Here is a 24,493-nt window from a genome sequence, read left to right on the forward strand (position 1 = left end):
GCAATAAATACCGTTCGGGGAGCCATCTCAAAAACAGCCCACACACCTCATGTATGACGGGCTTGGCTCCCACGCGAAAAACCAGCGTTAGTGGACGCTGGTGAGGGACTTCTTTAAGGCCGTTCTACGCCGCAGGGAAGTAAAACGGTGACGCGTTGCGTCTAAGGACCGGGGGCGACGGTAAAAAGGTTAACGCCCTGCAACCAATGTGGACGGATTCTATGCACGGTTTTATAGATCGTCAACACTATAGAATGCAAAAACTATAACTAATTGTAATTATGAACAGTGTTCAGTCGCCCGAGAACCGCGCTCTATGCGCGTTTTGGGCGATCCGACCCTGGCTCTTCGCAATAGACCGTTCGGTTGATCTACGTGCGCTAGCTAACGCAGGTAAAATCGACAATCGTTCTTTTTCCGCCGGACCGGTTCCACCGCCGTTCCTGCTGCGCTCCCAGTCCTATGCGCCGTGCATGCGGCCCTGAACCGTCACAGATGAAATACAAAGACTTGCGCGATTTCATCGGCCGCCTCGAGACAATCGGTGAATTACGCCGAATCTCGCAAAAGGTGTCGCCGAATCTTGAAATGACCGAGCTGTGCGACCGCGTGCTGCGCGCGGGCGGCCCGGCTCTGTTCTTCGAGAACACCGAGCGTCATACGTTCCCGGTACTCGGCAATCTGTTCGGCACGCCGCGCCGCGTGGCGCTCGGCATGGGCATCGATGCCGAAGCCGGCGCCGGCGACCAGGCGGCGCTCGAATCGCTACGCGACGTCGGTCGGCTGCTCTCCGCGCTGAAAGAACCCGAGCCGCCGAAAGGGCTCAAGGACGCCGGCAAGCTGCTGTCGCTGGCGAAGGCGGTGTGGGACATGGCGCCAAAGACAGTCAGCGCCCCGCCCTGCCAGGAGATCGTCTGGGAAGGCAACGACGTCGACCTCGCCAGGTTGCCCATTCAGACCTGCTGGCCCGGAGATGCGGGCCCGCTGATCACTTGGGGTCTGACCGTTACGAAAGGGCCGAACAAGAGCCGACAAAACCTAGGCATCTATCGCCAGCAGCTAATCGGGCGTAACAAACTGATCATGCGCTGGCTCGCGCATCGCGGCGGCGCGCTCGATTTCCGCGAGTTCGCGCTGAAAAATCCCGGCAAGCCGTATCCGGTGGCCGTCGTGCTCGGCGCGGACCCGGCGACGATTCTCGGCGCCGTCACCCCCGTGCCCGATACGCTGTCCGAATACCAGTTCGCCGGGCTGCTGCGTGGCGGGCGCACCGAGCTCGCGAAATGCATCACGCCGGGCGTCGACGGTCTGCAGGTGCCCGCGCGCGCCGAGATCGTGCTCGAAGGCTTCATCTACCCGCAGGAAGGCGCGCCGTCGCCCGCTCCGGCCGGCGCGCCGCCCCGTCCGTCGAAGGGTGCGTCGGCCATGTACGAACATGCGCTCGAAGGCCCGTACGGCGATCACACCGGCTACTACAACGAACAGGAGTGGTTCCCGGTCTTCACGGTCGAACGCATCACGATGCGCCGCGACGCGATCTATCACTCCACCTACACGGGCAAGCCGCCCGACGAGCCCGCGGTGCTCGGCGTCGCGCTGAACGAAGTGTTCGTGCCGCTCCTACAGAAGCAGTTCACCGAGATCACGGACTTCTATCTGCCCCCCGAAGGCTGCAGCTACCGCATGGCGATCGTGCAGATGAAGAAGAGCTACCCCGGTCATGCGAAACGCGTGATGTTCGGCGTGTGGAGCTTCCTGCGGCAGTTCATGTATACGAAGTTCATCGTCGTCGTCGATGAGGACGTCAATATCCGCGACTGGAAGGAAGTGATCTGGGCGATCACCACCCGCGTCGACCCGACGCGCGACACGGTACTCGTCGACCGTACGCCGATCGACTATCTCGATTTCGCGTCGCCGGTGGCCGGCCTCGGCTCGAAGATGGGGCTCGACGCGACCAACAAGTGGCCGGGCGAAACCGACCGCGAATGGGGCCGCCCGATCGTGATGGACGACGCGGTCAAACAGCGTGTCGATAGCTTGTGGAACGAGTTGGGCCTCGGCCTGTAACGCGCGCCGGACAACACAATCAATAACGGATGGAGCGCTCGCGCGGATGCACGCTTTTTCAATGATGTCGGACGGCTTTTTTCTGTCCTTGTCGCTGTGCCTCGATATCGGTCTCGTCAACGTCGCGATCATTTCGCTGACGCTGTCACACGGCTTCCGGCCGGGTTTCTGGCTTGGCCTCGGCTCGTGCGTCGGCGATCTCATTTACGCGACGCTGGCACTCGCGGGCATGGCCGCGCTGCTGCAGTTCGAATCGGTGCGCTGGGTCGTGTGGATCGGCGGCGCGGCGATTCTGCTGTTTCTCACCTGGAAGATGGCGCGTGAAGCGATGTTCCCGGCCACGGCGCCGGCCGTTGCCGGCGAAGAAACTGCAGCAACGCCGCATCAGTCTCCGTGGCGCGGGTTCGTGCGCGGCGTGCTGCTCGCGGTGTCGTCGCCGTCGGCGATCCTGTGGTTCGCGGCGGTCGGCGGCGCGCTGATCGCGAAGGCCGGCGCAACGAGCCCGACGACCGCGCTGATCTTCCTCGGCGGCTTCTTTCTCGGCGGCCTGTGCTGGACGCTTTTTATTTGCGGACTCGGCAGCCAGGGACGCAAGCGTGCGGGCACCGGCCTGCTGCGCGCGTGTCACGTTCTGTCGGCGCTGCTGTTCGCGTATTTCTCTTACAGCGTGATCGTCAACGGGTACCACGATCTGATCGTGCAAAGCACGGCCCAAGTGACCAGCTAAAACGGCTCACGGACAAAAAAACGGCTCGCATTGGCGAGCCGTTTTTCCATCATGCGACGCGACTTGAGCCGCTCATGCGAGGTACTGCGCGAGCTTCGGCAGATCGACGTTGCCGCCGCTCACCACCACGCCGACGCGCTTGCCTTTCACCGGCACGATGCCGTTCAGTACCGCCGCCGCCGCGAGGCAGCCGGTCGGTTCGACGACGATCTTCATGCGCTGTGCGAAAAAGCGCATCGTGTCGATCAGCTGCGCATCACTGACCGTTTCGATTCGCGCGACCAACTGGCGGATGACCGCGAACGTGTAATGGCCCAGATGCGTCGAGGCGGCGCCATCGGCGATCGTGTGCGGCGCGTCGATATGGACGATCTCGCCGCGCGCGAGCGACTGCTGGCCGTCGTTGCCCGCCTCGGGCTCGATGCCGATCACCGTGCAGGCCGGGCTCAGCGCGGCCGCCGACAACGCGCTGCCGCTGATCAACCCGCCGCCTCCAAGGCACACGAACAACATGTCGAGCGGACCGGTTTCGTCGATCAGCTCTTTGACCGCGGTGCCCTGCCCGGCGATCACGTGCGGATGATCGTACGGCGGAATCAGCGTCATGCCGCGCTCCTCGGCGAGCCGGCGGCCGATTTCCTCGCGATTTTCCTTGTAGCGGTCGTAGGTGATCACTTCGCCGCCGTAGCCTTTGGTCGCGGCGACCTTGGCCGCGGGCGCGTCGTGCGGCATCACGATCGTCGCGTGTATGCCGGCGAGGCGCGCCGACAGCGCGATCGCCTGCGCGTGATTGCCCGACGAATAAGTCAGCACCCCCGCCTTGCGCTGCTCCGCGTCGAAATGCGAAATCGCGTTGTACGCGCCGCGGAACTTGAACGCGCCCATGCGCTGGAAGTTTTCGCACTTGAAGAACACCGACGCGCCAGTGCGCTCGTCGAACGTGCTCGACGTCAGAACGGGGGTACGGTGCGCGACGCCTTCGAGACGCGCGGCGGCGTCGAGGACATCATCGAAGGTGGGAGCGGGAAGCGCTTGCATCGGCGAAACTCTCCAGGAGCGGTGGCGAAACAGCCATTCTCCCAGCTTCACCGATGCTTTGGAACGGAATTCGCGCGACCGCGCGACAGGAACCGACCACGCTACGGAGCGCAAAAAAACCGGCGACACAAATAGAAACGGCGTAACCCGGCACAAGCCGGCGTTACGCCGTCGACGTTCCCGCGCGTCATGCGCATGCGCGCCCGCGCTTAGCGGCGATAGTATCCGTAGCCGTGCCCGTAGCCGCGATAGTAGCCATGGTAGCCGCGGTAGCCGTGGTAGTAGCCAGGATAGTAAGGGTGGCCATAACCGTAATAGCCTCCGACCACTACCGGAGCCGGCGCGACCACGACCGGGGGCGCGTACACCGGCGGGGGTGGCGGCGCGTAGTAGACAGGCGGCGGCGCCGCATAGACCGGGTAGGCCGGCGCGATCGGCACCCCAAGGCCGATACCGACGGAAACACCAGCCTCAGCAACCCCGGCAAGTCCCAGGCCGAGTGCGGCTGCAACGACAAACGGAACGATCTTTTTCACTTCTATTCTCCTAGCGCGGCCTGCCAAGGTCGCCGACAGCGCATGCCTCGCATGCTGTTGAATCAATGTATCTAAAAAGCCCCGGCCGAACTGTTCGCATTTGTTGCAAATTGCAAGGACAAGCCAGAGCGTTTTGCCGAGCATCGCGCGAGTGCGCCTACGCGCCGCCGCGACGACAGCGAAATGAGCTGGGAATCAAGGGGTTGCACGCGAGCGACGGGTCGCGCGTCTTTGGATCTGATCGAGTGCGCGGGCTTGAGTTCGCGCATCGGTAAACTTTAATTACAAATTCGCTTCAATCCTGACAGCCGGAAGGAATGTCCCAATAAAAAATGCCCGGCTCGATGGCTCGGGCCGGGCATTTTTCTCACCTGCGAAGACCGCGCGACTAGCCGACCTTCACGTACACGAATTCGCGGGACACGTTGGGCGGCACGTATGCGCCGCTGATCCGCACGCGCGGCGTCAGGCGCTTTCTCTGATCCCACCAGCGACGGCGCTGGGCGTGCGTCAGGAACCGCAAGTGTTTTCGGTAAGAAAAAATACTCATCGCTACCCTCCCGAATTTTCGACTGCGAACGAAGTACGAAAATACGACTGTCAAAATCGGCGCATCCACCACTATTCCCTGTCAGTGCGATTGTGAGCAGTTTTCACACCCTTGGGCGTCGCGCCACCCGATGACCGACCCCTGGCGCCATATCGCTCGCAAACTCATCCGACGACAGCTGTCGATCCATGCAAGGGGCCGGATCACGCCCGCGCTTCGGCGGATGCGCGATACTGCTGCTTTCCCGTTCACACGATCCGTCTGGAGCAGGTGACCATGTCCCAGTCTTCCTTGCCGCGCGTCGGCTTCATCGGCGCGGGGCGGCTCGCGCGTTGTCTCGCGCTCGCGTTTGCGCGCGCCGGCTACCCGGTCACCGCGGTGGCGAGCCGCTCGGCCGATTCCGCGCGCCGGCTCGCCGTCCAGATCGCACACTGCGCGGCCTCTGACGACCCGCAACAGGTCGTCGACGCCGCCGATATCGTTTTTTTAGCCGTTCCCGACGACAGCATCGGTACGACAGCGCACACACTCCGCTTTGGACGCGATGCGGCAAGCCACCCCGGCAAAGCGCTCGTGCACTGCAGCGGCGCCTCGCCGGTCGAACTACTCGCGCCGGCGCGCGATCAGGGCGCGGCGATCGGCGGTTTTCATCCGCTGTATCTATTTAGCGGCGAGCTCGCCGATCTCGAGCGGATTGCCGGCTGCTCGGTGACGATCGAAGCCGACGGCGCGCTGAAAGAGACGCTGAGCGCGCTCGCACTCGCGCTGCGCTGTCATCCGCTGTCGATTCCGGCGGGCGGCCGCATGCTGTATCACGCCGCAGCGCACTACGCGGCGAGCTTTGCGCTGTGCAGCCTCGCCGAATGCGTCGCGTTGTGGCGCACGCTCGGCTTCGCCGAGGACGACGCGCTGCGTGCGCTGCTACCAATGCTCGCCGGCACGATCGAAACGGCGCGCGACAAGGGCTTGCCGAACGCGCTCGCCGGGCCGGTTTCGCGCGGCGACACGGGCGTCGTCGAGAAGCAGCTTGCGCTGCTCGAAAGCTTCGACGGCGACCATGCCGCGCTGTACGGGCTGCTGACGCGCCGCGCGGTCAACCTCGCCCGACGCCGCGCCGCGCCGCCCGCGACGATTGAAGCGATCTCCGAAGCTGTGGAAGAATCGCTCGGCCGCTCGCTGAATCAGGCCGCGGCAGGTGCAAGCGTCAAGTAAGCCGTGATAATGTGACGTCCGGCACGCCGGACGAACCACACGCGAACCCCGCGACGACTGGCGCCGCGCTTCGGGATCAACAGACGAGAACGCACAATGATCAAGGTCAGCATCCTCTACCCGTACCGGGAGAATGGCCGCTTCGACATGGACTACTACTGCGCGACCCATATGCCGCTCGCGGCGAAGCTGTTCGGGCCGGCGCTGAAAGGCTGGTCGGTCGACGCGGGCCTCAACGCCGGGCCGCCCGGCACACCGCCGCCTTACGTGGCCGCGGGTCACTTCCTCTTCGACAGCGCGGACGACTTCTATAAAGTGTTCAAGCCCGCGTCCGAGCAACTTTTAGCGGATATCCCGAACTACACCGACGGCGGCAACGGCACGATCCTGATCAGCGAGGTCCGGATTTCCGTGTGATGCCGGACAGACAGCCACCGGTTGGCGGCGCGCAATGGCGTCGAAGCTCCGGTTGGCTGACCGGGTAACTCCAGAAAACCGCCGGCGCGCACCGATCGGGCGACGCCGGCAGCCCGCGGCCATTCAGCGGCCGTCATCAGAAGCTCATCAGAAGCATAAGGACACGAGATGTTTGGCGATATCGCCCGTTTTCTGCTCAATACCGTTTTCACGCTGTTCGGCGCGGCGCTGCTGTTGCGCGCGTGGCTCCAGGTCGTGCGCCTGCCGCCGTACAACCCGGTCTCGAACGCCGTGCTGCAGGCGACCAACTGGATCGTGCTGCCTCTGCGGCACATCCTGCCGAGCACGCGCAGGATCGACTGGGCGAGCGTGGTCGCGACGCTGATCGCCGCAATTATCTACGTCGTCCTGATGATCGTGCTGACCGGTGCCGATCCGCTGACGCTCGTGCCGACGCTGCTGATCGTCGCGGTGCTCACCGCGATCAAATGGGCGCTCAATCTGATCATCTGGATGACCATCATCATGGCGCTGCTGTCGTGGCTCAATCCGCGCTCGCCGGCGATGCCGATTCTCTATCAGCTGACCGCGCCGTTTCTGAATCCGCTGCGCCGCGTGCTGCCGAAGTTCGGCGGGCTCGATCTGTCGCCGATCCTGCTGTTCGTGATCGTGCAGGTGCTGCAGATGGTCGTCACGCGCGCGGCGGTCCAGCTGACTTATTTTGTGATCTGAGCTGATCGCGCGGGAAGATGGAGATGGGTTGACGCGCGGCCTCGAGCCGCGCGTCGCGCTTGGGACGCCGCCGTTTGCGAGTGCATGCGGCGGCTTCTTTTTCCTGTGTGCCGATCGTGGTTGCGGCTTCGACCGCCTCAGGCGGTCGATTTCCAGATCGCCGCGCCATTCGACGATGGCGTGGCGCTGATCGCGGCGCTCGCTGGCAAGCCGCGAATCAGAACGTACTCCAGTCACTATCCGAAGCCGCAGTCGCCGCCACGCGCTCGCGCGCGGGCGCCGCCACCGCTGGCTGCAGCAACGCCGGCTTGTCGACACGTACGCGCCCCGGCGCTTGAGCCGGCGCCATCGCCTGCTTCGGCATGGCCGCCGTAAAGCCTCGGCTCTCCCCCGTCCGGAACACCGACACCGTCTCTTTCATCTTGCGCGCCTGCGCTTCGAGCGACTGCGCGGCCGCCGCAGCCTCTTCGACGAGCGCCGCGTTCTGCTGCGTGGTCTCGTCCATCTGCGTGACGGCCTGGCCGACCTGGTGGATGCTGCGGTTCTGCTCTTCGGAGGCCGTCGCGATCTCGCCGACGATATCCGACACACGATGGATCGCGTCCTTGATATCCGCCATCGTCGTGCTGACTTCGGCGGCCTGCTGCGTGCCGCCCTCGATGATCGCGACCGACGTCGTGATCATCTCCTTGATCTCCTTGGCCGCGCTCGCCGAGCGCTGCGCGAGATTGCGCACCTCGCTCGCGACCACCGCGAAGCCGCGTCCCTGCTCGCCCGCGCGCGCGGCCTCGACCGCCGCATTCAACGCGAGAATATTGGTCTGGAACGCGATGCCCTCGATCACGCCGGTGATCTCCGAGATCTTCGTCGAGCTGCCGCTGATCTCGCCGATGGTCCGCACCATGCCCTCGACGGCGGTGTTGCCGGTGTTGGCGACCTGCGCCGCCTGAGTCGCGAGCGCGCTCGCGTTGCGCGCGTTGTCGCTGTTGCGGCTGACCGTCTGCGTCAATTCCGACATGCTTGCCGCGGTCTGTTCGAGCGAGGCGGCCTGCCCTTCGGTGCGCGCGGACAGATCGATGTTGCCGCTCGCGATCTGCTGCGACGCGATGCTGACCGATTCGGCGCTTTCGCGGATCGAGCCAATCGTCGTCGCGAGACGCTCCTGCATGTGCCCGACCGCGCGCAGGATGCTGCCGTCGTCGGCGGCGCCCGTGGGCAGTCGCTGGCTCAGATCGCCGCCCGCGATCTGCTCGACGACCTTCGCGACTTCGGCCGGTTCGCCGCCGATCTGCCGCACGACCGCGCGCGTCACCAGCAGCCCGAGGCCGATCGCAATCGCAACGCCGACGACCGCGCAGCTCGCGATCCACCACGTCACCGAGCGGACCATCTCGACGCCGTTCGCGACGCGCTGCCGGGCCAGTTCGTCACGCACGTCCGACAGCTTGATCATCAGCGTGCGCAGCTTGACGTGCAGCGGGTCGGTGGTCGATTTGAGCTCGGCGAGCGCGCCGGACTGATCGCCCTGGTCGGCCAGCGCCATCACCTTCGCGACCGAACTCATGTAGGCCGGATAGGCGGCGTCGAAGTCGCTCAGCAACTGCTTCTGCGCATCGGTGGTCGCGTGCTTGCGCTCGTAGTCGAAAGCCGACAGGATCGCCGCTTCACCGCCGTGATTCAGGCGCGCCGTATCGGCGCGGCCGGCCGGCTCCGGATTCAGGATGTACGAATAGAGGCGCCGGAAGTGCGAGGCCGCCTGCCAGGCGGCGGTGCCGTCGTCGCGCACCGGCACGAATTCGCGGTCGTACATTTCGGTTTGCATCGTCGCGACTTCGCGCACCTTCAGCACACCGACCGTGCCGACGATGGCGGTCACGAACGCGCACAGCATCAACGAGCCGACCAGCTTCTGGCTCAATTTCAGATTGGAAAACCACTGCATCTTGGGAAAGTCTCTCGATCGGGATGGGGAGCGCCGGGGCGTGCAGGCCTGCGGTTGCGAAAGCTCACGGCGTAGGGCACCAGCCGCGTTTACGGCAAGGCGAGCCCGGATCTGAAGGCCGGGCGAACTGGGAAAGGTCCGGCAGAATTGGCCCGCGAGCCGGGGGGCATCTCAGGCACTTCGTGGAACCGTCACACTGGCGCCGCCTGCCTCATCCAACCCTCCCCCCTGCCCAAACGACCCAAAAGCCTGTAAAATTGCGCGTTCTGCGGGCGTCGTATAATGGTAATACCCTAGCTTCCCAAGCTAGAGCCGTGGGTTCGATTCCCATCGCCCGCTCCACTTTCCGGCTGAGTGCTCAGCGGAATCCAGCAAGAGCCGCCTCCCTGAAGGCGGCTTTTTTGTAGTGCCAATGTCCCGGCACAGCGCGCGCGACGCAACAAGCCACGCGGCTTCGCGTCGACGGCCATTGCGGAGCGCGGGGTGCCACGCACGACCCGCCACGCAAGCCGCGCAGCCCTCACCCTTGCAGCAGCATCGACGATGATCCACGATCCAATCGACTCCGGTCTCCCGGACGACTCCCCGACACCCACGAGCGCAGCCGACCAGCCCACCGGCAACGAGCCGGACAACGTCGACGGCACCGCTGACGCGACGCCCGCAGACACGCTGTATCACCGCCGCATCCGCAGCTTCGTCACGCGCGCGGGTCGTGTGTCGACCGGCCAGCGCCGCGCCCTCGATGAGCTCGGTCCGCGCTACGTCGTGCCCTACGCACCGCAGCAGCCCGACTGGACCGGCGTGTTCGGCCGGCAGGCGCCGCGCATCCTCGAGATCGGCTTCGGCATGGGTGCGACCACCGCGGAGATCGCCGCGCAGCGTGCCGGCGACGACTTCCTCGGCGTCGAAGTGCACGAGCCCGGCGTTGGCGCGCTGCTGAAGCTGGTCGGCGAGCAGTCGCTGACGAACATCCGCATCATCCAGCACGACGCGGTCGAAGTGCTCGAGCACATGATCGCGCCCGACAGCCTCGACGGCGTGCACATCTTCTTCCCCGACCCGTGGCACAAGGCACGCCATCACAAGCGCCGGCTGATCCAGCCGAAGTTCGTCGCGCTGCTCGTGTCGCGTCTGAAGCCGGGTGCGTATCTGCATTGCGCGACCGACTGGCAGAACTACGCCGAACAGATGCTCGAAGTGCTCGGCGCCGATCCATTGCTCGAAAACACCGCCGACACCTACGCACCGCGGCCCGACTATCGTCCGGTGACGAAGTTCGAGCGGCGCGGCCTGCGGCTCGGCCACGGCGTGTGGGACCTGGTATTCCGCAAGCGCGCCGCCGCGTAACGCGACGAGCCGGCAAGCCAACAAAAAAAGGTCCGCAAACGCGGACCTCTTTTCATCGCGGGGCGAACCTCAATCGGCCCAGCTCAACCCACCGCTATAGCCGATCAGCAGGATCAGCAGGCCAAAGCCGATCCGATACCACGCGAACACCGTGAAGTCGTGCGACGCGACGTAGCGCAGCAGCCAGCGGATGCAGATAAACGCACTGACGAACGCCGCCGCGAAGCCGAGGGCGAAGCCGCCGAGCGCATCGGCGGTGAGCAGGTGCCAGTCCTTGTATAACTCGTAGGCGGTCGCGCCGAAGATGATCGGAATCGCGAGAAAGAACGAGAACTCAGTCGCGGCGCGGCGCTCGATGCCGAACAGCATGCCGCCGATGATCGTCGAGCCCGAGCGCGAGGTCCCCGGAATCAGCGCGAAGCACTGCGCGAGGCCGACTTTGAGCGCATCGAGCGGGCTCAGATCGTCGATACTGCGCACCCGCAGCGCCGCGTCGCCGCGCGCGCGCTGACGCGCCTCCGCCCACAGGATCACGACGCCGCCCGCGACCAGCGCGAACGCGACCGGCACCGGCGAGAACAGCGCCTCCTTGATCGACTTCTCGAACAGCAGGCCCAGCACGACCGCCGGAATCGTCGCGACGATCACGTTCAGCGCGAAGCGGCGCGCCTCGGGCCGGCTCGGCAGACCCACGATCACGTCGCCGATGCGGCGGCGAAACTCCCAGCACACTGCGAGAATCGCGCCGAGCTGGATCACGACGTCGAAGGTCTTCGCTTGCTCGTCGGAGAAATCGAGCAGACTGCCGACGACGATCAGATGCCCGGTGCTCGACACCGGCAGAAACTCCGTCAATCCCTCGACAACGCCGAGAATCAGCGCCTTGCAAGCCAGTAGCCAGTCCATCCGTGCCCCTTATCGCGGTAGGTTGTCGCAATGAAGCGACGTAAAGGGCCGGCACGGACATGACTGGCACGCGCGGCCCTCGTGGCCGCGCGTGCGCGTCATCTTTCGACGATCTGCACGCGTATGCCGTTTGTAAGGATGGTGATTGTACCGGGTTCGTAATTCACGCCGGCGAATTGCAGTTGCTCGGGCTTGAACGTGTAGATCGGATAGTTGGTCAGCAATTGGGTCGCGAGCAGCGCCGCGGCCGCGTTGATCTGCTGCGTGTACATCTGTGCCTGGCCGCTGACGCTGACGTTATCGACGGTCGGCGACTTGAGGATCACCGAGCGGCTCGCCGCGTCGTACGCGAGTTCGCTCGACAGCGTGAACACGCCATCGACCGGCTGCTGCAGGAACGGGCTCGCGAAACGCGCGTCGAGCTTGACCTGCACGCGGTTCGCATCGGGCAGCATGCCCACCACCGGATTGCTCAGCGCGACGTCGAACACCTGCGACACCGTGCGCTGATACGGGAACTTGCGCTGCACGGCCTCCTGCACCTGCTTTTGCGAGAACGTGTAGTGCGACGGCATGAACGGAAACGTCGGGCTCGCGCAAGCCGCGAGCGACACAGTGATGCCAAGCACGCTGCAGCCGGTCAGTGCTGCGCGCAGAAAGCGGCGCCGGGCCGGCGCTGCGGGTCGAGTCATGCGAAATCTCCTGTGGAAGCCCGTGCGGACATCGGCTTGCGTTGGCTGAGAAGTGGGTGATGGCGCTTATCGCATGCCGCGCATCATGGATGGGACGCAGGTTGGGTTTGCGCTTCGAGTTGCGTGAGCCATGCGAGCGCTTCACCGCGATTCGCGCCGCACATCTCGAGTTGCGGCTGCAGACCCGAGCAGCACGCGGGCCGCTCCGGCCGGCCGAAGATCGCGCAACGCAGATCGTCGCCGAGTTGCACGCAGCGCACGCCCGCCGGCTTTCCGTTCGGCATGCCTGGAATCGGAGTTGAAATCGACGGCGCGATACAGCACGCGCCGCAATCGGGACGGCACGCGTGGCCGTCCACCCGAAACGGCGAGGTGCGTTTTACGTCGCCGCTCTTCGCCTGCGCCTGATTCGGCCCACTACCGTTTGGCCGTGAGCTGTTCAACCTTTGATCCACGTCATCCTTCCTGAACTCAAACCTTGGCAACGTGTTGCCAGACCCGCATTGTGCCACTGCCTGTTCGTGCGACCTTTTTACACAATCGAGACCAGCAGGCACCCACTTAAACTCAAAGCTGCTGACTGACCATGCACACGCGGCACGCAACCAGAGCCGCCCACCGCCCCATACTGCTCATGTCCCTAGCCGACACCCTGTTCCGTCCCGACCTGCTCGCGCGCTACAGCTCGAATGGTCCCCGGTATACGTCCTATCCGACCGCGCCGCAGTTCCGCGAAACTTTCGACACCGCCGACTATCGCCGCGCCGCCGCCGACCAGGGTGCCGCGTCGACCGATCTGTCGCTGTACTTCCACATTCCGTTTTGCGACACAGTGTGCTTCTACTGCGGCTGCAACAAGGTCGTGACGAAAAATCGCGCGCACGCGCGGCCGTACCTCGATCGGCTCAAACGCGAAATCGGCTTGCAGGCCGCGTGTTTCGATACGCGCCGGCCCGTGTCGCAACTTCATTGGGGTGGCGGCACGCCGACGTTTTTGTCGCACGACGAGATGACCGAACTGATGGCCGCGACGCGCGAGCACTTCAAACTTCTGCCCGACCATCAAGCCGAATATTCGATCGAGGTCGATCCGCGCGAGGCGTCGCCCGACACGATCGCGCTGCTGCGCCGGCTCGGCTTCAACCGGCTAAGCCTCGGCGTACAGGACTTCGATCCGCGCGTGCAGCAGGCGATCAATCGTATCCAGCCTTACGAGATGACCGCATCGGTGATGCAGGCCGCGCGCGCGCACGGCTTTCACTCGATCGGCGTCGACCTGATTTACGGCCTGCCGCATCAAACGGTCGCGAGCTTCAGCCGCACGCTCGACACGATGCTCGAACTCGCGCCGGACCGGCTGTCGGTGTTCGCGTATGCGCACATGCCGCAGCTCTTCAAGATGCAGCGGCAGATGGATGCCGCGACGCTGCCGTCGAGCGAAGAGCGGCTCGCGCTGCTACAACGCGTGGTCGAACGGCTGACCGAGGCGGGTTATGTGTACATCGGCATGGATCACTTCGCGCTGCCCAACGATGAGCTCGCGCGCGCACAGACGCAGCGCACGCTGCATCGCAACTTCCAGGGCTATAGCACGCGGGCCGAGTGTGACCTGATTGGCTTTGGCGCCTCGTCGATCGGCAAGGTCGGGGACGTGTACGCGCAGAACGCCAGAGAGCTGCCTGCTTACACCGACGCGATCGATGCGGGCCGGCTCGCGATCGCGCGCGGCATCCGCCTGTCCGCCGACGACCGCCTGCGGCGCGACGTGATCACTCAGCTGATGTGCAACCTCGAATTGCGCTTCGACGAATTCGAAGCGGCGTACGGCATCCGCTTCGCCGACACGTTTGCGCCGGAACTAGCGCGTCTGCGTTCATTCGAGGACGACGGGCTGATCTCGCTCGGCTCGCGCAAGCTCGAAGTGCAAATGGCAGGCCGCATGCTCGTGCGCAATGTCGCGATGGTGTTCGACCGGTATCTCGGCCAGCAGACGCTTACACGGTTCTCGCGTACGGTCTGAGCGTCGTTGCTCGCTGCGCCCGGTTTCGGGCTCGGTCTTGAGCGGACGAAAGTAAGCGGCTTGCCCGTCGAGCGATTTTCGGCCATAATCTGCGTCTTCCTCGCGCGCTGGAACTCTCGATGCGCGCTGCAGTATCTGCCCAGGTGGTGAAATTGGTAGACGCAGGGGACTCAAAATCCCCCGCCGCAAGGCGTGCCGGTTCGATTCCGGCCCTGGGCACCATCACTCTAGATCGTTGATCTGAAGGGTTGTTTCTCAGAAGCCCTTCCAGCTTCAGTCCGTATCGCCCAACTCTAGGAAGTCTCAACTTCTCCGCGATTGTTCCGCAACTCTTTCGGTACCCGCGCGGCACCAGCATGAGTAGTACGTCGCGGCGGTACACACTGCAAATTTGGCGCAGGGACTGTTATTGCGTTTTGTCCATGTATGCGCCTTACACTCAACCGGGATCTTCGTTACGTCGCAGCCGTTACTCGAATCGACCCCTAGGCCGCTTCCAGCGTTCGACAGATTGCCGGCCAAATACCGGGCGTGCGCGATTCGATGTTCGAGTGATTCAAAGTTGGGTTGCGAAAGAAGGCGCGTGAGAGCGTTACGCCACAAACCTCGTCCCAATAGCCGTACTGTCGCCCTGCGACGACAATCGCTCCCCGTTCGTGCGCCTGTCTGACAAGCGCCGCGATCACTGCCTTGGAAGGACAGTCGAATTTCTCATCGAAGTTGGCGGACGCCCAAGGATGGATCTGCGCCATGCATACGTGCTTCGCGATGTGCTGCGCGCCGAATCGCTCGACCAACCCGGCTACCTTCGGGGCGACCCAATCGCGCATTCCTTTCGCCGCACCGCTGTGAAGAGAGGACATCGGCCATCCTTCCGCACGATACCGATGATCGCTCAACGTACTGGTGCTGTCGTAGCCGGGATTAGCAAGCAACAAGATTACCCTCGCAGTCCTTATATCCCCGTCATACGGGTGCGGCCCCATCTCTTCATGCAACCAATAGTTCTCTGCCGCTTTCGTTCCGCAGATGCGTGCGTTGTAGGCTTGTACCGCCGCTCTGTCTAATTCGATGTATAAATTTTCGTCAAACATTTTTAAACAACCTCAGGTCTACCTCGTTGCACTCATTCGGCTTCCGCCTTTAGTTGCAATAGCTTTGGTTGCCGATTTGTTGACAGCTCCGACCGTTCGAATAATAAGTTGTGTTGCCGACCTGTTGCGCGGTCATGCCGTTCGAATAATAGGTGTTGTTTCCCACCTGCTGAGCAGTCATACCGTTCGAGTAGTAGGTATTGCTTCCGACCTGCTGAGCAGTCGTGCCGTTCGAGTAATAGGTGTTGTTTCCGACCTGCTGAGCGGTCATGCCGTTCGAGTAATAGGTGTTGCTTCCGACCTGTCGGCTGCTGATTTGAGCGACAGCGGGAACACTGATGGCAGCAGACGTTGCGAGGACGAGAGCAAGAAGGGTGCGTTTCACGGTAATACTCTTGGAGTTCAATTGAGCGCGGCTTTCGGGCCGCATTAGCCAACGTTATGCAGGCTCGCGCTTAAACGTCGGCTCGCGAACCACCATCAGTTGCTCTTTCGTGTCGTTCGTACACGACCAAACAAGAGCGACACTCCAACTGACAACAGTCCAGCCAACGGACACTGCCACGCCAACGGTGGCGGCACCGATAGTCGTCCAAAGTGCGTGAACCGGAACGAGCGAATCCGGGACGATTGAACCTAGAACGAGCAGGCTAACCAGGAAAAAGGCGGCGAAGATAAAAAGCGGCAATGAATTGAGTACGAAAATCGCGAGCGTATTATTATGTCGCCGCTGTTTTGCGATAACGGTCGGAACGTAATACACCGAGAGCGCGATAGCCAGGATCAAAAGGCCGTCATGGATGTGAATGATGGGTATTTTGTCCATTTTGTTACTCCTACACGTAGGTATGGCGCGGCGTTCGGCCAGGCCTAAAGCATTTAAATGAGGTCATCAAGCCTATTCGCGGGGTAGATGGCGGACGATTCCTATATTCAACGAGTCGCTGTGAAATTGAACTACGCCGAACAAGTGCTCGCCACCCGATCTTTCCTTCAATTCGAAATATTACGCGGATGGTTGCTTCCTACCTGCGGCAAGCCGCCACAGATCGAGCGCTGAGTCTAAAAACGCGAACGGTCTACCAGTTGTACGAATGCTTTAAATACGATATCTCTGGCTAGCCCATTGCCACGATAACCGCGCTCCGGTTGCAACTTTGCGTAGCAAATGTTGAAAATGCTTAATTCTCAATCCGAATCGCGCTACGCGAATGTATAAATATATAAAGCCAAGGAAATTGGCATTTTCTTTTTCGCGACAAATATTTAGCTTTTTATGCCAGTAGGCGTAAGCACAGCCTTTAGAAATTCCCTTCCGCGTTCGAGCTTGCGCGCGCTGCTTCCTCAGGCGGCCCACCGTCCAGCGAGAAGCGCGCCCGTATCTGGGATAGCCAAAATCCCCCGCCGCAAGGCGGACCGGTTCGATTCCGGCCCCGAGCACCAACAGATTTTCCGGCAGGAGCCGAAGTATTCCAGAAGACCCCACAAGGTCAATGTCTTGCTGGGTCCTTTATTCCCTCTGATCCGAGTTGACTCGTCGACAGCCGGTCGCATCGGGTGGTATCTGGCTCGTTTCCGGGTTTTTCCAGCGAGCAATACCGCCATGCTTCAGTTCGGCGCTCGCCTGTGGGGTGGAATGTTTGTCTGCGAATTGCCAGGCGCGTGCAAGGGCGCTACTGACTATGGCCCCGATCGCTCCGTCGGGTTGAGCGCGGATCGCATTGATCATCCATTCTTCTGCAATCGTGCTGGCGCCCACTAGCGCCCATTGAACAGCAGTTCCCATCTTCCGTCTCCTTTCAGCTCGGTTCGACAATCCGATTCACCATGGCCGGTGGGCCAAAGCTGTGGCACAGCGATGCCCCCACGCGCAAAGCTTGCGCGGCAATCGTCAACGCCGGATTCAAGGCGGCGGACGATGGAAAGAAGCTGGCATCGACAACATAGAGGTTGTCGTGGTCGTACGCCTTGCACAGCGGATCCAGCGGCGACGACGCCGGATCGGCGCCAAAGCGCACCGTGCCGCATTGATGCGACGGCGTGTCCTCGCCAAATCGGCGGCTCACGACCAACGGAAATCCTGAGCGCCGCAATATTTCCTTCGCCTTACTGACAAGTCGCGCATGTGGCTTCAGATTCGTGCGTTTCCACAAGAGCCTGATCTCGCCCTGCTCCGTCAGCTCGATCCGGCTATCGCGATCCGGCAAATCCTCGGACATCGCATACAGATCGACACTGTGGTCACTCAGGTATCGAAGTGCCCGCCTCGGCATGTATGGCATCGCGCCACGCAGCATCGCTTCGCGAATCTTGCCGAGCATCTGGATATTGCCGAGCGGCCAGTCGTCGTGTTCGCTCGCATAATAAAAATCGTTGACGGAAAGCGTTTTCGGAAATCGGGTGTCGTTCACACGGCGCGGATCGATCGCCAGTATTGCCGTGCAGTTGTGGTTCATGTAGTACCGCCCCACAGCTCCCGACGAATTCGCGAGCCCCCGCGGCATGCGCGAGTTGGCTGACGCAAGTAGCAACGCTGCGCTATTGATTGCGCCCGCGCAGAGAATGAACGTGTCGCCCGTCACGGTCTTGCGTCCTTCATGCGATTCGATTTCCGCCGATACGATCCTTCTCCCCGTCCCGTCCGTGACGAGGCGCGTGACGCGCGCGCCAGTCATCAGCGTGACTGAACCGCGCCTCAGAGCCGGACGCAACAGGCATTTCTCCGCGTCGCCCTTTGCATCGATGCGGCAAGGAAAGGCATCGCAGGTTCCACAACGAATGCAGCCTCCCCCAGAGCCCAGATCGATCGAGCTCGGCATATGGAAAGGATGCAGCCCCTGGCGTGCGAAGTCGCGACGCAGCCTCGCAATCGCGGGTTCATCCGGTACCGGCGGATGCGGATAGGGTCGAGAGTGAGGCGGCTCCGTCGGATCGCCGCTCGAGTCTCCCCTGATTCCAAACAGCGATTCGGCGAGGTCGTAGTAGGGTTCCAGGTCAGCGTACGAGATCGGCCATGCCGGAGAAATGCCCTCTTCGTGCTGCACCTCCCCGAAATCCGCCTCTCTGAATCGAAACATCGCTGTGCCGAAGAATTTCGTATGTCCGCCGACGAAGTAGTACTGACCAGGGCGATACCGTTGGTTCGCGCGGTTCAGCCAGGTGTCGCGCGTCCGGTAACGAAGTTGCCCGAACACCGCTTCGGCATCCCAGTTCTCCAGCTCCCGCGGCAGATTTTCGCCGCGTTCGATGACGAGTACCCGCGCGTCCGTCTGCGCCAGTTGCCACGCGACGGCGCTCCCTCCTACACCCGAACCGATGATGACGACGTCGGCGTGCATTGCAGTCTCCATATCGTTGATTGCTATCGACCCTCAGGTGATGCGTTTTCCGTACCTGCAGCAGTGCCCAGATCTTAGCTCCCGCCGCGCTCGGGAAGAGATACAATCTGGACATCATATTTGCGTATCCGGACATGAAGCCAGCATACGAACACGTCACGATGGATGCCGGATGTTCCATCCGGGTCTACCACCGTAAGCTCGCCCGCCTCCCGTTCGAGTGGCATCACCATCCGGAGTACGAACTTACGCTCACGATGAATAGCCGTGGCAAGCGCTACATCGGTGATTCGGTTGCCGACTATGAAGGCAACGACCTCGTGCTGGTTCCGCCGGATCTGCCGCACACATGGGCTTCGAACAAGTCGATCGACGCCGCGGCACCGCAGGTGGCGATCGTGATCTGGTTTAGCGGCGACTGGGCCAGACGAATCGCGGACTGCTGCCCGGAATACGAACCGCTACGCGCGCTGTTGCGCCGGGGCGCATCCGGCCTCGCCTTTTCACCGGAAGTCGGATTGGCCGTGAGTCAGCAGCATGAAGCGCTGCTATCCAAATCGCCGCGGCAACGCTTGAGCGCCGCGCTCGAGCTGTTGTGCCTACTGGCCGACAAGGACGCGACGCCACTCGCCTCCCCGGCCGCCTTCAACCAGGGGCGGGTGGGCCGGCCGTCGGGACACGAACCCGAACGCCTGAATCGCGCGTTGAGCGTCATCGACGCACGGTTTGCCGAGCGCCTGACGCTGCGGGAACTGGCCGAAGCGGCGACGCTGTCCGAGCGCACGCTCAACCGGTACTTCGTTCAGCATCTGGGCGAGAGCATCGGCAAATACCTGAATCGGGTGCGCATCGGCCACGCGTGCCGGATGCTCGTCACCACGTCGTGGCCTGTCTCCCTCATTGCTTCGCGATCCGGGTTTCCGAACGTCGCCAACTTCAACCGGCAATTCCGCGCCGTGAAGCAGACGACGCCGGCCGCCTTTCGCGCAGCGTTTGCGGGAACGAACCCGGCCCCCGAGGATTCGTTGTCCCTCGAAACCAGGTCACCTTCTCTGGAAAAGCATCAGTAGGCGTCATTCAGGCGCTACGGCAATTCACCGCTCATCCGGCGAGATCGCAACCTCGCGTCTCTGGTGCAAAGAACGTCGACAGGAAAGTCACCCCGGCCAACACGACGATATAGGTTGCAATTGGCCAATACGCGCCGCCCGACCAGCCAATCAACGCCGCCGCAATGAAAGGCGCGACGCCCCCCGAGGCCACCGCTGCGAACTCCTTGCTGACCGCGACACCGGTATAGCGATACCGCGCACTGAACAATTCAGGGAAATACGCACCCTGAATGCCGTACATGCCGAACACGCCAACGCCGATTGCCACGCTCATACCGACAATGATCCACACGGGATCTTTCGTGTTGAAGAGCCAGAAGGCCGGAAACGCCCATGCGCAGGTGAAGAGCGCTGCCAGCCGATACATGATCCGGCGGCCGAACCGGTCGGACAGCCAGCCCATCAGCGGGATCGTCACTACAGCCAGACCGGCCGCAACAGTGATACCAAGCGTACCGACCGACTTGTCGACGAGCAGAACCTTCGTCAGGTAGCTGAGCGCGAACACCTGATACAGGTACGACGAACCGTTCTCGCCCACGCGCAAGCCGAAGGCGACGAGCAGCGTGCGGCGCGAATCGGTCAGCAGATCGCGTACAGGCTGTTTGCTGGTATGCCCTTGTCGCTGGATCTCCTCGAACACCGGACTCTCCTTCACGCGCATCCGGATCACGATGCCCGCAATCACGACCAGCGCGCTGAAGAGAAACGGAATGCGCCAGCCGTACGCGTAGAAAACGTCCTTCGGCAGATGCTGCACCCACGTGAACATCGCACCAGCCAGCAGGATGCCGATGATGCAGCCCGCGAACGGCAGCGCGGCATAGAAGCCGCGTCGCTCGGCCGGCGCGAACTCGGAGACGATCAGCGAAGCGCCCGCCTGCTCCGCACCCGCGCCAAAGCCCTGCAACAGCCGCAGCGCCACGAGACCCACCGTCGACCACACGCCCGCACTCGCATAGGTTGGCAGCAGGCCAATGCAGAACGTCGAGCCGCCCATCAGCAGCACGGTCGCGACCAGCACGACCTTGCGCCCGAGCCGGTCGCCGAGCCAGCCGAAGAACAGGCCACCTACAGGTCGCGCAAAGAATCCCGCCGCGTAGGCACCGAAAATCGCGAGTAGACCCGCGGCCTTGCTGAGCCCGGGAAAGAACAGATCGGCGAAGATCAGCGCGGACGCGGTCCCGTAGATGCTGAAGTCGTACCACTCCATCGCGCTGCCGGCCGTGCTCGCTGCAATCACGCGGACCAGATCGGCGGTGCCTGCCTTCCCGGCTGTGTGCATGCGTGGCGCCACGCTGTGTATTGCATTCGCTTCCATGAAAGCGTCTCCTGTGTCGTTCTGGTTTGTTGACCTGTGTCGTTCAGGCGCTGGCCGCGCGCCGTTCGGACGGATGGCTCGTGTGCGGTCGCGGCCCATCCGCGGCATGCGACAGGATCGCGTTGAAGTGCGGCACGCCCAGGTGCCAGCACAACGCCTCCACCACGAGTTCGTGATCGGCCACGTGATCGAGTCCCGACACGCACATCGCACCGACGATGCCCTCGTCCGCCACGCGCAACGGCACACCGCCGCCAAAGGCCGTGAAGCGCTGCTCCGACAGACCGAGCGACGCGAGGCATTGTTCACTCCGTTCCAGCATCACGCCCACCTCGAGCGAACTGCGCTCAAAGCGGAAGACAGTGTTCTCCTTGCGCCGGATCCAGTCGACGTTCTCCGCATTGCTGCCTTCGAGTGCGCAGAAATACAGCGGTCGATCCGGCAGCGCGACAGCCACCGCAATTGGCAGGCTGCGGCGTCCCGCGATGTTGACGACTATCTCTCCCAGCCTGCGCGCGACCTCCGCATTGAAGACCGGCAGCTTCGTGCGCCGTGCCTGCTCATCGAATGTTTCGTTCCGCGTAGTCCCATTGCGTCGTGCCATTTCCTGTCTCCTCGGCTCAACAACCACTATCACTGCGACACACCCGCGCGCACGCTCAGGAAACACGCCATACGCTCGGCTGCGAGCTGCGGCCGGATCAACACGCCTGCCGCGTCCGCCTTGCGGAACACCTCGGCAAAATGTTGCACGGACCGTGCGGACTCCATGCCGCCCGCCATCGAAAAATGATCCTGATGGCCGTTGAGCCATGCGAGAAACACGACGCCCGCCTTGTAGTACTGCGTGGGCGCACGGAACAATTCGCGCGACAGCGCAACCGTCGGATCGATCAGTTGACGATATGCATTCGTGTCTCCAGCCGCGAGCTTCGACAACGCGCGCGACGCGACAGGCGCGATCGGATCGAAGATGCCGAGCAACGCGTGCGAATGACCGGTGCTGTCGCCTGCGATGAGTTCGCCGTAGTTGTAGTCGTCGCCTGTAAACATCGCGACGCTCTCGGGTAACTGCGACCTGAGTTGCCGCTCGTATTGCGCGTCGAGCAGCGAAATCTTGATGCCTTCGATCCTGTCCTGATGAAGACGGATGATGTCGAGCACGGTCGCCATCGCCGTCGGTACGTCGCGGCTGCCCCAGTACCCGGAGAGCGAAGCATCGAACGCATCGCCGAGCCAATGCAACACGACCTTGTTGCGTGAGGCGGAGATCACCGCGTCATAGACACGCTTGTAGTCGTCGGCGGAACGCGCTGCCGCACATAGCGCGCGACTCGCCATCATGATCGGTCGGCCGCCTGCCGATTCGATCACCTCGAACTGCTCCTGATAGCCCGCGACAATGTCTGCAAGCGTATGGCCGCGTGCGCCATCGAGATGATCGGTACCCGCTCCGCAAGCCAGATCAGCGCCGGGGATCCCGCGCGCATGCGCGATACTGCGGCGGATCAACTCCGCGGCGGTCGGCCAGCCGATGCCCATGCCGCGTTGCGCGGTATCCATCGCTTCGGCCACCTTGAATCCCAAGCCATACAGGTAGCTGCGAAATTCAAGCGTAGCGTCCCAGTCGACTCGTGGCGCATCACCCCAAGGCTCATAGGCGTAAGCGGGGTCGACGACCACGTGAGCCGCCGCATAGGCGATGCGGTTAAAGGTCGGCGCGGTGGACGACGCAAGCTGGTCTTCCTGCTGCTGCATCGCGTATTCCAGGATTGTTCCGTCCGATGTAGGCAGTTTGATCTTCATACGATCCTCTCGATGTTGAGGGTTGAAGGATCATGTCGGCGGCTTTTTCGGCGACCATGATCGTCGGTGCATTTGTGTTGCACGAGGGCAGATACGGCATGACAGACGCATCGACGACCCTCAGGCCATCGATTCCAATAAGACGCAGGTCTGGCGTGACCACGCTGTCGGGGTCATCGGATCGTCCGATGCGGCAGGTGCCGACTGGATGGTGATCGGTCTTCGCATTCGCGCATGCGTATTCGAACAGTTCCTGATCGGTGTTCACGCGCGGGCCAGGCAGAACCTCGCTTTGTACATAGCGCTTCATCGCGGGGGCGCGCAGAATATCGCGCGCCAGTCGCAGCCCCTTGATCGCCATGTCGCGATCGTATGGATCGGCCCAATAGTTCGGATCGAGCAACGGCGCCGCGGCAGGATCCGCGCTGGCAAGGCGGACCGTGCCGCGCGAGCGCGGCCGAAGATACGCAGTGTTCAGGGTGACACCGGCATTGTTCAGCTTCGCCATGCCCGCTTCGATTCCGGACCCAAGACCGAGATGAAACTGGATGTCGGGAGAGCGGTCGTGCGCGTCACGATCCGCATACCAGAAGCCGCCGGTTTCGAAGAGACTCGACGCCACCGGTCCTTTCTTCAGCAACAGATATTGCAGTCCGGCCCATGCGGCGTTGTGCAGCTTGTTGTACTTGTCGTAGGTGTGATCGCCCGTGCATTCGGCGATAACAAAGAGGTCGAGGTGATCCTGCAAATTGGCGCCGATGCCGCGAAGATCGTGGATTGGCTTGATACCAACCGACCGCAGATGATCGGCGGGACCGATGCCCGACTGCATCAACAGTTTCGGTGAACCGATCGCGCCCGACGAGACGATGACTTCACGCGACGCACGCACGGTCTGCGGATCGCGGCTATCGCCAGTCACGTACTCGACGCCCATCACGCGGGTCCCTTCGACGATCACGCGCAGCGTCCTCGTCTGCATGCAGACCGTCAGATTTGGCCTTGCGAGCACGGGGCGGATGAAACCTGCCGCCGTCGATGACCGCCGCGCATCCAGTTGCGTTAGCTGGTAATAGCCGAGACCTTCCTGGGTCGCACCGTTGAAGTCCGGATTGAACGGAATGCCAAGTTCCTGACCGGCCTGAAAGAACGCCTCGCAGATCGGCAACGGGCTGATCGGATTCGATACGCCGAGCGGTCCGCCATAGCTGTGATATTCGTTTGCGAAGCGCTGATTATTCTCGGATTTTTTGAAGTAAGGCAGCACGTCGTGATAAGACCATCCCGTCGCGCCCGCTTTCCGTTCCCAGTCATCGTAGTCGGCGGGAACGCCGCGCGTGTAGATCTGCGCATTGATCGACGATCCGCCGCCAATCACTTTCGCCTGCGTGAAGCGCAGCACGCGATTGTTCAGATGCTTTTGCGGCACCGTGAACCAACCCCACGAACCAATGCCGCGCGTCATTTTTGCGAAGCCGGCGGGCATCGAGAAGAATGGGTGGCGATCCGAACCGCCAGCTTCCAGTAGCAGAACCTTGATCGAGGGATCGGCGCTCAGGCGATTGGCCAATACACAACCGGCCGAGCCGCCGCCCACGATCACGTAGTCATATGTCGTCGCTTTCATGGC

24 protein-coding genes and 2 tRNA genes are annotated in these 24,493 nt (G+C 62.6%); 10 read left to right on the top strand and 16 right to left on the bottom strand.

Features of this window, described 5'->3' with window-relative positions; all coding sequences use genetic code 11:
• Positions 1-495: 495 nt before the first annotated feature.
• A complete protein-coding gene (locus L0U84_RS15495; protein WP_233850957.1) occupies positions 496-2,070 on the top strand; it encodes a UbiD family decarboxylase in 1,575 nt (524 codons plus the stop codon).
• A 46-nt stretch (positions 2,071-2,116) separates the two neighbouring features.
• The gene (locus L0U84_RS15500; protein WP_233850958.1) at positions 2,117-2,797 is read left to right on the top strand and encodes a LysE family translocator; all 681 of its coding nucleotides are present in this window, start codon (positions 2,117-2,119) and stop codon (positions 2,795-2,797) included.
• A 72-nt stretch (positions 2,798-2,869) separates the two neighbouring features.
• On the opposite strand, the gene L0U84_RS15505 is transcribed toward L0U84_RS15500, so the two are convergent.
• From L0U84_RS15505 to L0U84_RS15515, 3 genes are all read right to left on the bottom strand, one after another.
• Complete coding sequence (locus L0U84_RS15505) at positions 2,870-3,835, bottom strand: threo-3-hydroxy-L-aspartate ammonia-lyase (RefSeq protein ID WP_233850959.1); 966 nt, start codon at positions 3,833-3,835, stop codon at positions 2,870-2,872.
• Positions 3,836-4,044: 209 nt separating this feature from the next.
• The gene (locus L0U84_RS15510; RefSeq protein WP_233852039.1) at positions 4,045-4,371 is read right to left on the bottom strand and encodes a hypothetical protein; all 327 of its coding nucleotides are present in this window, start codon (positions 4,369-4,371) and stop codon (positions 4,045-4,047) included.
• 388 nt (positions 4,372-4,759) lie between these two features.
• Positions 4,760-4,921, bottom strand: coding sequence for a hypothetical protein (locus L0U84_RS15515; protein ID WP_167544139.1), 162 nt, complete (start codon positions 4,919-4,921; stop codon positions 4,760-4,762).
• A 276-nt stretch (positions 4,922-5,197) separates the two neighbouring features.
• On the opposite strand from L0U84_RS15515, the gene L0U84_RS15520 reads away from it, so the two are divergent.
• From L0U84_RS15520 to L0U84_RS15530, 3 genes are all read left to right on the top strand, one after another.
• Positions 5,198-6,133, top strand: a complete 936-nt coding sequence (locus L0U84_RS15520; RefSeq protein WP_233850960.1) for a Rossmann-like and DUF2520 domain-containing protein — start codon at positions 5,198-5,200, stop codon at positions 6,131-6,133.
• Positions 6,134-6,229: 96 nt separating this feature from the next.
• Positions 6,230-6,550 carry an EthD family reductase gene (locus L0U84_RS15525; RefSeq protein WP_090801500.1) on the top strand — a complete coding sequence of 107 codons (321 nt, stop codon included), beginning with the start codon at positions 6,230-6,232 and terminating at the stop codon, positions 6,548-6,550.
• Positions 6,551-6,718: 168 nt separating this feature from the next.
• The gene (locus L0U84_RS15530) at positions 6,719-7,282 is read left to right on the top strand and encodes a YggT family protein (protein ID WP_129962722.1); all 564 of its coding nucleotides are present in this window, start codon (positions 6,719-6,721) and stop codon (positions 7,280-7,282) included.
• 217 nt (positions 7,283-7,499) lie between these two features.
• On the opposite strand, the gene L0U84_RS15535 is transcribed toward L0U84_RS15530, so the two are convergent.
• Complete coding sequence (locus tag L0U84_RS15535) at positions 7,500-9,224, bottom strand: methyl-accepting chemotaxis protein (protein ID WP_233850961.1); 1,725 nt, start codon at positions 9,222-9,224, stop codon at positions 7,500-7,502.
• 268 nt (positions 9,225-9,492) lie between these two features.
• Between L0U84_RS15535 and L0U84_RS15540 the strand changes: the two genes are divergently transcribed.
• Positions 9,493-9,566: transfer RNA gene (locus L0U84_RS15540), tRNA-Gly, on the top strand.
• Positions 9,567-9,767: 201 nt separating this feature from the next.
• Positions 9,768-10,574: a tRNA (guanosine(46)-N7)-methyltransferase TrmB gene (trmB, locus tag L0U84_RS15545; RefSeq protein WP_233850962.1), complete on the top strand. Its 807-nt coding sequence runs from the start codon at positions 9,768-9,770 to the stop codon at positions 10,572-10,574.
• A 69-nt stretch (positions 10,575-10,643) separates the two neighbouring features.
• Here trmB and L0U84_RS15550 read toward each other — a convergent pair whose 3' ends face one another.
• From L0U84_RS15550 to L0U84_RS15560, 3 genes are all read right to left on the bottom strand, one after another.
• Entirely contained in the window at positions 10,644-11,480 is an 837-nt protein-coding gene (locus tag L0U84_RS15550) for an undecaprenyl-diphosphate phosphatase (RefSeq protein ID WP_233850964.1), read from the bottom strand.
• A gap of 98 nt (positions 11,481-11,578) precedes the next feature.
• Entirely contained in the window at positions 11,579-12,172 is a 594-nt protein-coding gene (locus L0U84_RS15555; RefSeq protein ID WP_233850966.1) for a DUF1439 domain-containing protein, read from the bottom strand.
• Between the two features lie 83 nt (positions 12,173-12,255).
• The gene (locus L0U84_RS15560) at positions 12,256-12,531 is read right to left on the bottom strand and encodes a YkgJ family cysteine cluster protein (RefSeq protein ID WP_233852041.1); all 276 of its coding nucleotides are present in this window, start codon (positions 12,529-12,531) and stop codon (positions 12,256-12,258) included.
• Between the two features lie 275 nt (positions 12,532-12,806).
• On the opposite strand from L0U84_RS15560, the gene hemN reads away from it, so the two are divergent.
• Together hemN and L0U84_RS15570 are read left to right on the top strand one after the other, a co-directional pair.
• Entirely contained in the window at positions 12,807-14,192 is a 1,386-nt protein-coding gene (gene hemN, locus L0U84_RS15565; protein WP_233850968.1) for an oxygen-independent coproporphyrinogen III oxidase, read from the top strand.
• Positions 14,193-14,329: 137 nt separating this feature from the next.
• Positions 14,330-14,414: transfer RNA gene (locus L0U84_RS15570), tRNA-Leu, on the top strand.
• A gap of 263 nt (positions 14,415-14,677) precedes the next feature.
• Here L0U84_RS15570 and L0U84_RS15575 read toward each other — a convergent pair.
• The 5 genes from L0U84_RS15575 to L0U84_RS15595 all read right to left on the bottom strand — a co-directional run bounded on the left by L0U84_RS15575 (position 14,678) and on the right by L0U84_RS15595 (position 18,624).
• Entirely contained in the window at positions 14,678-15,286 is a 609-nt protein-coding gene (locus L0U84_RS15575) for a hypothetical protein (protein WP_233850970.1), read from the bottom strand.
• Positions 15,287-15,335: 49 nt separating this feature from the next.
• On the bottom strand, positions 15,336-15,671 hold the full coding sequence (locus L0U84_RS15580) for a hypothetical protein (protein WP_233850971.1): 336 nt from the start codon (positions 15,669-15,671) through the stop codon (positions 15,336-15,338).
• Positions 15,672-15,725: 54 nt separating this feature from the next.
• On the bottom strand, positions 15,726-16,112 hold the full coding sequence (locus tag L0U84_RS15585; protein ID WP_233850973.1) for a hypothetical protein: 387 nt from the start codon (positions 16,110-16,112) through the stop codon (positions 15,726-15,728).
• A gap of 684 nt (positions 16,113-16,796) precedes the next feature.
• On the bottom strand, positions 16,797-17,072 hold the full coding sequence (locus L0U84_RS15590; RefSeq protein ID WP_233850975.1) for a hypothetical protein: 276 nt from the start codon (positions 17,070-17,072) through the stop codon (positions 16,797-16,799).
• 13 nt (positions 17,073-17,085) lie between these two features.
• Complete coding sequence (locus L0U84_RS15595; protein WP_233850977.1) at positions 17,086-18,624, bottom strand: FAD-dependent oxidoreductase; 1,539 nt, start codon at positions 18,622-18,624, stop codon at positions 17,086-17,088.
• A 134-nt stretch (positions 18,625-18,758) separates the two neighbouring features.
• On the opposite strand from L0U84_RS15595, the gene L0U84_RS15600 reads away from it, so the two are divergent.
• Positions 18,759-19,694 (top strand): helix-turn-helix domain-containing protein, encoded by a 936-nt coding sequence (locus L0U84_RS15600; protein WP_233850979.1) that lies wholly within the window; start codon positions 18,759-18,761, stop codon positions 19,692-19,694.
• Between the two features lie 31 nt (positions 19,695-19,725).
• Here L0U84_RS15600 and L0U84_RS15605 read toward each other — a convergent pair whose 3' ends face one another.
• Genes L0U84_RS15605 through L0U84_RS15620 form a run of 4 tightly spaced genes read right to left on the bottom strand, consistent with a single transcriptional unit; the run spans position 19,726 to position 24,490 of the window.
• The gene (locus L0U84_RS15605; protein ID WP_233850981.1) at positions 19,726-21,057 is read right to left on the bottom strand and encodes an MFS transporter; all 1,332 of its coding nucleotides are present in this window, start codon (positions 21,055-21,057) and stop codon (positions 19,726-19,728) included.
• Between the two features lie 43 nt (positions 21,058-21,100).
• On the bottom strand, positions 21,101-21,661 hold the full coding sequence (locus tag L0U84_RS15610; RefSeq protein WP_233850983.1) for a heme-binding protein: 561 nt from the start codon (positions 21,659-21,661) through the stop codon (positions 21,101-21,103).
• A gap of 29 nt (positions 21,662-21,690) precedes the next feature.
• Positions 21,691-22,863 carry a dihydrodipicolinate synthase family protein gene (locus tag L0U84_RS15615; protein ID WP_233850985.1) on the bottom strand — a complete coding sequence of 391 codons (1,173 nt, stop codon included), beginning with the start codon at positions 22,861-22,863 and terminating at the stop codon, positions 21,691-21,693.
• Entirely contained in the window at positions 22,766-24,490 is a 1,725-nt protein-coding gene (locus L0U84_RS15620) for a GMC family oxidoreductase (RefSeq protein WP_233850987.1), read from the bottom strand. Before L0U84_RS15620 ends, L0U84_RS15615 begins: the two co-directional genes overlap by 98 nt.
• Between the last annotated feature and the right edge of the window lie 3 nt (positions 24,491-24,493).

Source organism: Paraburkholderia sp. HD33-4, from assembly GCF_021390635.1.
Taxonomy (GTDB): domain Bacteria; phylum Pseudomonadota; class Gammaproteobacteria; order Burkholderiales; family Burkholderiaceae; genus Paraburkholderia.